Raw genomic sequence first — 9,487 nt, 5'->3', positions numbered from 1 at the left:
CGAGCCCTTCCGGCGCCAGAGAGAACCACCGTGCCTGCAATCCCGGCCCACACCCCCGCAAGAAGGCTTGCGCCGGGCGGGTGGACGGCTACAATCGCGGGAGCGCCAACCCGACAGGAGTGTGCCATGCGATGCCTTTGTCGCGCAGCGAGCCTTCTGGTGTTCGTCACGGCCCCCGGCCTCGGGGCGGTGTTCCAGTATGCCGTGCCCGTGGCGACGGCGAAGGGCGAGAGCATGGCGTTCCTGTGGGTTCCGCCCCAGGCCAGGCGGGTGCGCGGCGTGGTGATGGGCGGGATGACGCTCATGGAACGGGAATGCGTGAAGGACGCCCGCATCCGCCAGGCCTGCGCCGCCGAGCAGTTGGCCATTGTCTTCCTCCAGTGCGGCCTCGGCGCGGCGGACTTGCAGAAGGTCCTCGACGATCTGGCCAGGGCGTCGGGCTACGGCGAGCTTGCGGTTGCCCCCCTCTTCTTCATCGGCCACTCGGCGGGCGGTCCGCAGGCCAAGGCGTGCGCGGTAAGGATGGCGGAGCGCTGCTTCGGCCTCGTGCAGTATCGAGGCGGCGTCCCAAGCGGCGACGGCGCCGTGCCGCCCGGCCTGCCCGCGCTGATGATGCTCGGGCAGTTCGACGAGTTCGGCGGCACGATGCGCGACGAGGCGGGCCGCGAGAGCTGGGAGGGCGGACGCGACGCCCTCGCCGCCTACCGCGCGCAGAACGAGCGCCATCTGGCCAGCCTCGTGGTCGAGCCGGGCGCGGGACACTTCGCCTGGTCCGACCGCAACGCCGCCTACCTCGCCCTTTTCCTCCGTAAGGCGGCGCAGGCCCGCATCCCCGACTGGCCCCTCGACGCAAAGCACCCCGTGAAGTGCCGCGAGATCGACCCCCGGGCAGGCTGGCTCACCGACCTGGCGATCCAGGCCAAGGGGGAGGCCGATCCCGCACCCTTTGACGCGTACCGGGGCGACAAGGCCCGAGCGGCGTGGCACTTCGACAAGGAGATGGCCGAGGCCACCGTGGCCTACCACGCCGGCGGCTTCGGCAAGAAAGACCAGTTCATCCGGTGGAGCGACCCGGTCTGGGTGGACGCGGGAGCGCGCTTTTTCTTCACCCAACTCCAGTGGGTGGGCGACGGGCAGACATTCGAGGTGCACCCCGTCTACGCCGAGGTCTACCCCTCGCAACATGACGGCAAGGGGCCGAAGTGGCCGCGGGCCGGGCAGCCCGTCGGCCACTCCTCCGCGCCCATTCGCGTCAAGCAGGTCAGCGGCCCGGTGACGATTGCGGGGCCGAGCAGCTTTCGGATTCAGTTCGACGCCCTGGCCCCGGCGACAGAAGCCGCCCGGGTGACGTTCATGGCCTTCAGCGAGGGCGACGCTGAGTTCCGCTACACCGAGCAGGTGGGCATGATGCCCCGCGGCTTCTCCGGGTTGAGGAGTGGCAGGGACCAGACCATCACGTTCCCGCCGCCGGGCGACCTGAAGGCTGACGGTGCGCCGCTGGAGCTCAAAGCCAGCAGCGACTCGGGGCTGCCGGTGGAGTACTACGTCGCGTACGGCCCGGCCGCGATCGCACACGGCAAGCTGCGGGTCGCCGAACTCCCCGCCCGCGCGACCTTCCCCGTCGCCGTGAGGGTCGTGGCATACCAGTTCGGTAGTGGCGTCGAGCCGCTGGTGAAGACGGCGACGCCGGTCGAGCAGGCCCTCGCCATCCCGAAGCCATAGGGTCGTTCCGCCGGGACCGGAACAGCGGAAGGGTGCCAGGCAGAGCCTACGCATAGAGATGTAAGTGAATCGGAATATTGTGGTTATGAGGTATGCGACAATCCTATGGGTGCGCTCTCTGCGTCCCTTCCATATGTAGCCATTCGCACCTTCCATGAGTACGTATGTATCTATTTAGTAGTCCGTGCTTGCTGGGCGCGACGGTGGGCGACTCTGGGGAGTCTATGCAAGACTGAGCCGGAAGGCCGAGAATCGCCGATCCGAGAGTCCGAGGAGCGGCGAGTCTGGATTTCTCTTGTCCGGACGGCCGAGACCCGCCAAACGGGGGATCAGATGTGCCAGGGCTCGCGGAGGGCGCGGTGTCGCATGCGGTTGGCCGCGTCGTCGCCGACGAACTCCTCCTTGGCGGGGTCGAAGGCGAGCTTGCGGCCGAGCATCCAGGCGGTGGCCGCGGCATGGCAGGCGATGTGGCTCGACCGCATCACGCGGCTGTTGGCCGCGGGGAGTGCGCGGCTCTTCACACAATCGAGGAAGTTCCGCGTGTGGGGCGAGGCGTCGAGGCCGGAGGCCCGCGCCCAGAGCGCGAACTCGGCCTTGAGCGCCTCCACGCGGGCTGCGGATGCGCCGCCCACAACCATGCCGCCGCTGTCGCCGACCTCGATCCAGGCTTCCTCGCCGATGAAGCGCACGGGGCAGGTGCCCAGTTCGGTGCGGTAGTGGGGCGAGCGGTCGCCGAAGGGCTGCCGCAGGAAGTCAATCACCAGCTTCACGCCGTTGGCGTAGCGGCAGGTGATGTTGTGCTCGGAGGGGACGAATTCGACGGGCGTGGTGCCGTCGGCGTCGTTGGCCCACTGGCAGAGGTCCACGGTGTGGGCGCACCAGTCGAGCAGCGTGGCGCCGGAGTCGAAGTCGTCGTGGCCGCGCCAGCCGCCGCGCACGTATTCCTGGTTGTAGGGCCGCCAGGGCGAGGGGCCGAGCCAGCGGTCCCAGTCGCACTCGTCCTTCGGCGGCTCGGGCTGGGCGGGCAGGAAGTCGTGGCGATTGCGGGGGTAGTAAGACGAGGCGTGCAGGGTGTGCAGCTTGCCCAGCTTGCCGCTGCGGGCGAGGTGGACGGCGAACTGGAAGTTGGGCACGCTGCGGCGCTGGGTGCCGGCCTGGAAGATGCGGCCCGTGCGGCGGATGGTGTCGTCGAGGGCCTGGCACAGGCCGATGGTGATACCGCAGGGCTTCTCGCTGTAGACATCCTTGCCCGCTTTGGCCGCGAGGATCGAGGCCAGCGCGTGCCAGTGGTCGCCCGTGGCGATGAGCACGCAGTCAATGTCGGGGCGGGCCAGAAGCTCGAACAGGTCGCGGTAGGCCGCGCAGTCCGTGTTGCCGTACTTGGCGTCCGCCATCTTCTTGACGGCTTCGCGGCGCGAGCGCTGCACGTCGCAGATGGCGACGAACCGCACGTCCTTCTCGGCGATCATGCAGGAGAGGACGTGGGTTCCGCGCGGCCCGATGCCGATGGCGCCGAGCACGAGGCGGTCGCTGGGGGCGGTCTCGCCGTCCTTGCCCAGCGCCGCGGCGGGGAGGATGTGTGGCGCGGCCAGCGCTGAGGCGGCCGCCAGAAACCGTCTGCGGGGGACTGGGTTCACGGTGGTTCTCCTGGGCGGCATCCTGCCGTGCTGCCGTGAGTGGGTCAAGCGCTCCTCCACCGGGCCGTGCAAGCCGCGCTCCCCTGCCCTGTCGGCGGCGTCAGGGCTGGCCCTGCTTGTGCGACTTCTCGATGGCCGCGCGGTAGTAGCTGTCGTCGTGCGGCTGTTTCCAGCCGTCGGTCGGGGCCGCCAGGGTGGGACGGTGCTTCGTCCACATCTCCTTGACGAATGCCTCCTTCTCCTGCCAGGCCCAGCCGTGGCGCGACCACTCGTGGTCGTAGTCCTTGCCCGTGGCCGCCTTGATGGTCTTGATGTGTTCCGAGTCGTCCTCGAACATCCAGCGGTCCATGTAGTCGAAGAAGGCGTCGTGGCCCCAGGCTTTCTCGGCGCGGAGCAGCCGGAGGGCGAGGGCCTCGGCCACCCAGCCGCCGCCCGTGCACGTGCGGCGGTAGGCCTCGCTGGTGTTCTGGCCCGCTTTCCACTGCGACGGGGGGGTGTGCTCGTAGGGCCCCCAGTCGTTGCCGCGGCTGCGGCCCACGCCGGTGGCCGCGTCAATGCCCGAGTGGCCGGTGAAGACCACCTTGGCCCCCGTCCAGCAGTCGCCGTAGGCGGTCTGCTCATCCTCGCCGAAGCTCGCCTTGGGGAACGACTGGTTGATGTTCGCGAGTTCGTCGTCGCCCAGGAGCAGGCCGGCGAAGACGATGGGGAGCTTGCGCCCGCTGCCGTGGCCGCCCCAGCCGGACCAGCCGGGGTGGCCGGCGCGGATCATGCCCCCGAGGTCAATGCCGACCTGCACGTAGTTGACGAGCAGCGGCTCCTTCTGGTCGGGGGGGAACGCGGTGCACAGGAGGAGCGCGCACGTGCCGGCGACGCGGCCGTACTCCATTCCGTATTGGGGCATGTTCTCGACGGGCTCCTCGAAGCCGAAGAAGCAGGTGCCGACCCAGGGCCGTTGGGTGAAGCGGATGAAGAGGTCGAGCGTCTTCGGCACGCTCGGGGTCGGGGCGGCGTTGGGCAGCAGTTCGCGTTTGAGGTTCCGGGCGAGGTAGACCCTTGCGGTGCGGTCGCAGAAGGCGGGGCGGAAGGCGTCGGGCGGCTGCGGCTCGGCCACGCAGGTGAGCACGGCGGCGGTGCGAATGGGGCTGCTGTCGCCCTCGCCGCGCTGAATCTTGTTGCGCAGGGGGGCGTGGAGCACCAGGTTCTTGGGCATGCTGATGGTCGCGACGAGCGAGTCGCCGGGCTTCATGGCCACGGGCAGCCTGCGGAGGAGCGAAGGGTCGAACCAGTTCCGCACGCCGCTGTCGTAGGCCACCTTCATCGCGGCGGGCGGGTTGAGCATGAAGCCGTTGCGGACCCGCTGGGCCTCGGGGCGCTCTTTGTCCATGTGGTCGAGCTGGTTCTTCGGAATCTCGCTGCCGTAGAGCGGCCTCGGGTCGAGGGCCGCAATCGTCACCGGCCCCACCACGTACCAGTCGCCGTTGACGAACTGCCCCACGCGGGCGGGCTTGTCGAAGGTCCACGTGATGCCGTACTGCGACACGCTCTCCTTGAGCGGCAGGTCCTCAAGCCTGGGGGTCGCGGGGGGGTTCGCCTTGGTGTAGATGGGCATGGTGCGCCGAAGGCTTGGGTCGGCGGCGATGGTCTTCTCATCGTAGGGGTTGGCTTCGGTGATGGGGATGGACTTGACCGGGCCGCCGAGGGTCACGGCGATGTCGTCCACCCAGATGGTCTGCTCGTTGCCCTTGCCGCTGTCGCCCCAGAGGGCGATGGCGCGGAAGCCGTTCAGCCTGGCCTTGCCCGCGTCGAGTGTGCGGTTGATGTCCTTGTCGTTGTGGCTGAACGCAATGCCCGCCTCGGCGTCGAACTCGATGGTCCACTTGTGCCAGCCGGCGGGTGCGCGGTTGACGCCGAGCCACAGAAGCTGGTCGAACCAGTCCTTGCCGTCGCAGGCTGTGGCAGTGTAGCCTTCGCTGCCGCCCAGGTAGTTGGCGTAGAGGATGCCTACGGCGAGGAGCCTGCCGTCGCCCTGGACGACGCCCCATCGCGGCCCGACGCGGTGGGCCTTGGGGTTCTCGGGCTTGCTGCCGTCGTCGTAGGCCCACAGCTCGACCTTGCCGGCTCCGTCGGTGTCGCGAAGTTTGAGCATGGCCACGCCGCCCGGGCCGACCTTGAGCGCGCCGCCCTTGCCGTCGCGGCCCTTGGTGGCGTCCACTGTCACATCGCCGGTCACGGTCCAGCCGGCGAGGGCGTCGTCGCCGTCGAAGGTCAACGTTCTGGCCTCCTGGCCCCGAACGATGCCCCACAGGCCAACCATCATCAACGCGAGGACAGGCGTCAGCTTGGACATGGGCAATCCCCCCTTCGCCGTGTTACTGCGCGCGCACGAGAGAGACGGAGCGCAGGTTGATGGCCTTCCAGGACTTCGCGTCGCGGGCCTTGACGCTGATCGTGCAGTCACCCGGCTGCTTGAGCTCGAGCTGGCCGAGGTCGGAGTCGCGGAACTCGGCCCAGTTCCCCGTGCGTGGGGGCTTGCCGACGAGCTGTTGGCCGGCGGCCTCGAGGACGAACTCGGCGTCGGCGTGGATCGTGGCGACGGAGGCTCGAACGCGGAACGTGCCGGGCTTGTCGAGCTTCACCTTCCAGGAGGCCCACTCGTCGGACCTGTCCCAGAAGCCGATGTTGGGCTGGCCGCCCTGCGCCTCGGTCTTGATCTGGTCGCCGTGCAGTTCGGCGGCCTCGGCCAGGAGGGCGAAGTTGCCCTGGGCGTCGGGGCGGACCGGCTCGATGACCACGGGGATCTCGATTGCCTTGAGGTTGCCGCCGGCGATCTTGAGGGTGACGGCGAAGTCGCACGGCTTCTCGGCGGGCAGCGTCACCACGAGCGCTTCGGGCGTTTGCTTCCACGGCAACTGGGCGTTGGAGCCGAGAAGGCTGATGCTGGTGATGGCGTTGGCGTTCTCGCCCTCGGGCCGGGCGAGCGAGCGGATGGCGAGCTGCCGGTCGGCTGGCCAGCCGAGGGCGATGGCGTAGAGCGTCTCGCCCTTGGTCGTGAAGCGGATGTCCTTCGCAGAGTAGGCGAAGTCCTCGCCGAAGTGGCCGCCCTTGGCCTTCACGGCGCCCTCGCCGTAGACGAGCCAGGGCCGCGTGCCGTAGATGGCCTCGCCGTTGATGGCGATCCAGGCGGCGATCTGCTCGAGCGACTGCTCGGCCTCGGGGTCCAGCGACCCATCGGGCCGCTGGACGACGTTGAGCAGGAGGTTGCCGTTCTTGCTCACGATGTCCACGAGCATGTGGACGACCCAGCTCGTGGGGCGGAACTTCCAGTTCTTGTTGTAGTACCAGTCGCCGATCGAGGTGTCGGTCTGCCAGGGGTGGGGGTTGATCTTGGGCATGACGCCGCGTTCGAGGTCCTCGACCCATCTGCCCTCGGAGCGCTGCTTGCAGGTGTAGACCGCCTCGAGGCGGCCGCCGCGGTGCTTCAGGTCGGCATTGTAGAAGTGGGCGATCAGGCTCAGGCCCACCTCGTTGCCGAAGGGCACGCCGCCGTCCGTGTAGAGCAGGTCGGGCCGGTAGCTGTCCACAAGGTCCCGCACGCGCGCGAACCACTCGCGCTGCCAGTCGGGGTTCTTGCTGTACCAGCCCGTGTCGCCGGGCGCGGCGGCGGGATGATAGAGGTCGGCGAGCTTGGGGTCGGCGCCGTCGTAGGGCACCCCGGCCTTCGGGCCGGTCTTGTCGGCGCCGTGGCTGGGCTGCCACCAGGTGAAGCTGGCGCCCATGTGCTCAGAGACGCCGAAGCGAAGGCCCAGCTTGGCGGCCGCCTTCTGCCAGTCGCCCACCACGTCGCGCTTCGGCCCCAGGTTGACGGCGTTCCACCGGTGGTATCGGGACCTCCACAGGTCGAAGTTGTCGTGGTGGCAGGCCATGCTGACGAAGTAGCGCGCGCCGGCCCGCTTGTAGAGCGCCATCAGGCGGTCGGGGTCCCACTTCTCCGCCTTCCACAGCCCGATGATCTCCGTGTAGCCGTGCTCGGAGGGGTGGCCGTAGTTCTGAAGGTGGTGCTCGTACTGGCGGTGGCCCTGCACGTACATGTGCTTGGCATACCAGTCGCCGGCCATCGGCACGGCCTGCGGCCCCCAGTGGGCCCAGATGCCGAACTTGGCGTCGCGGAACCACTCGGGGCACTGGTACTTCGTCAGCGACTCCATCGTCGGCTGGAAGGGGCCTTCGGCGATCTCGATCTTCGCGGGGATCGGCTCGGCCGGCGGCGGCATCTCCCCGCCCAGCGCTCCGCCGCCCGCCAGGGCGGCCCAACACAGCAGCGTCCACATTCCACGCCAGAGGTCATGCGCTTCCATGCCGTTCGGCCTCCGAGTAGTAGGGCGGCAGTTCGCGGGGGTCCTCACACCATCGGCGTTCGGCGCCGAAGTAGACGGTGAGGCCCGGCCAATGGTCCCAGTTCTCGATGCTCTTGCCCGCGTGCTGGCCGAAGAGGCGATTCGTGGGCACCCAGGCCAGGCAGGCGTAGCAGGTGAAGCTGCGCTCGTCAATCTGAGTCCAGCCATAGTTCGGGTACTTTCGCAGACGGAACGGGAAGTCGGCCTTGGTGACAACCTGCCGCCGCGGCCCCAGGATCACCTGGAGCCCTTCGGCCTCCCGGGTGAACCACTGGCGCGCCGCCTCATAGGCGCTCACCGGCTCCCCCCCGATCGCCACGCAGCCGCCGTAGGTCGGCTCGAAGCAGAGCCACCGCTGCCGCTCCCTCGACCACACCTCGACGATGTTGTGGTTGCTGAGGCGGTAGTTCTCCTCGGCTTGCCGCACGCTGATCGGGCGAGCCACCCACCCCAGGGCGGTGGCGGCGGCGCAGAACACGATGGCGTAGTGGGCGCAGTAGAAGGTATGCCCCGCCGCGCACGCATCGAGGATCTCCAGGGCGTTCTCCGTCTCGACCGACGGCCGCCCGAACAGATAGAAGCGTCCATAGCTCCACTCCGCCAGGCGCAGCAGCTTGTCCAGCTCGCCGCCCGAGGCCATCAGAGCGTCCAGCTTGTACTCCCGCCGGAGACGCGTCGGCCCCTCGCCGCGCGGATCCTCGAACTCGAAACGGCTCACGAACTGCTCGTGCAGAGGCGTCATGGGGCTCACCTTGGGACTTCGTGCCGACGGCGGATGGCGTCCGCACTCTTGTCACGGCCGGCATGATAGTGCATGCCAGGCTGGTTGTCAACGAATGGCGAGAAGGGGGCGGGGCCGAGTGGCGGCAACTGCGAATGGCCGCCCGCGCACGCCCAAACCACTTGCGGCGCGGCCGCCGCCGGGGAGCACGGGACGGGGTGCAGCCGCGCCAGCGATGCCCGCCCCATAACCCTATATGCCGCGACGCCTTACGCTCTCCGGCCACGCCCCTTCCATACTTGCTCATCCCGCAGATGAGCGAGCATGGCCGGAGCCGCGAGAATGACCCATTCTCGCCCATCCACCCATGCTGTATCACTTTCCTCCTCACAGGGTTGATACAGCATGGGCGCGGCGGTTGCGATGTGAACTTCGGCCTTCGCCAGGGGCACGGACTGCGCTTGAGACCGACCCGCGAGCTCCCCTCCCCCCCGAACGTTCCAATACGTTCGGGAGGGCAAGACCCCCAGCGCTCGCCTTTCCTGTTACCCTCCCGAAGGTGTTGGAACCTTCGGGAGGCAGGCCCTCCTCCTTCTTCTCGACCCCGCGCTCCCCTCCTTCTTCTCATCCCTACGCTCCCCTCCTTCTTCTCGTCCCTGCGCTCCCCTCCTTCTTCTCGTCCCTGCGCTCCCCTCCTTCTTCTCGTCCCTACGCTCTGCGTGGGGACCGGACTCTTGGCCGCTCCGCGGCCTCTTCTCTTTCGCGCGCGCCGGAGCGGGAACCTCCCGCGGGTTGCGAACCCGCGGGAGGTTCGGGTCAGGAGGCCGGGGTTGGACGCGGGAGCGTCCGCATCACCGCCCCCACGCAGAGCGTAGGGGCGAGCATAACTTCCGACTTTTCCTCTCGACCCCGCGCTCCCCTCCTTCTTCTCGTCCCTACGCTCTGCGTGGGGACCGGACTCTTGGCCGCTCCGCGGCCTCTTCTCTTTCGCGCGCGCCGGAGCGGGAACCTCC

Annotated in this window: 5 protein-coding genes; 1 reads left to right on the top strand and 4 read right to left on the bottom strand. The window is 68.7% G+C overall.

The annotated features are described in order from the left end of the window. Positions 1-126: 126 nt before the first annotated feature. The gene (locus PLE19_23010; protein ID HPD17818.1) at positions 127-1,722 is read left to right on the top strand and encodes a hypothetical protein; all 1,596 of its coding nucleotides are present in this window, start codon (positions 127-129) and stop codon (positions 1,720-1,722) included. 329 nt (positions 1,723-2,051) lie between these two features. Here the strand turns inward: PLE19_23010 and PLE19_23005 are convergent, their stop codons facing one another. The 4 genes from PLE19_23005 to PLE19_22990 form a co-directional block, all read right to left on the bottom strand. Next, positions 2,052-3,380, bottom strand: coding sequence for a Gfo/Idh/MocA family oxidoreductase (locus tag PLE19_23005; GenBank protein HPD17817.1), 1,329 nt, complete (start codon positions 3,378-3,380; stop codon positions 2,052-2,054). Positions 3,381-3,459: 79 nt separating this feature from the next. Next, positions 3,460-5,706, bottom strand: a complete 2,247-nt coding sequence (locus PLE19_23000; GenBank protein HPD17816.1) for a hypothetical protein — start codon at positions 5,704-5,706, stop codon at positions 3,460-3,462. A gap of 22 nt (positions 5,707-5,728) precedes the next feature. Continuing rightward, the gene (locus tag PLE19_22995; GenBank protein ID HPD17815.1) at positions 5,729-7,714 is read right to left on the bottom strand and encodes an alpha-L-fucosidase; all 1,986 of its coding nucleotides are present in this window, start codon (positions 7,712-7,714) and stop codon (positions 5,729-5,731) included. Beyond that, complete coding sequence (locus tag PLE19_22990; GenBank protein HPD17814.1) at positions 7,701-8,495, bottom strand: transglutaminase domain-containing protein; 795 nt, start codon at positions 8,493-8,495, stop codon at positions 7,701-7,703. Before PLE19_22990 ends, PLE19_22995 begins: the two co-directional genes overlap by 14 nt. Between the last annotated feature and the right edge of the window lie 992 nt (positions 8,496-9,487).

The sequence above is a fragment of the Planctomycetota bacterium genome (genome assembly GCA_035384565.1).
Classification (GTDB): Bacteria; Planctomycetota; PUPC01; order DSUN01; family DSUN01; genus DAOOIT01.
The sequence above is the reverse complement of the archived record's forward strand: the minus strand, read 5'-3'. Positions and strand labels throughout refer to the sequence as shown.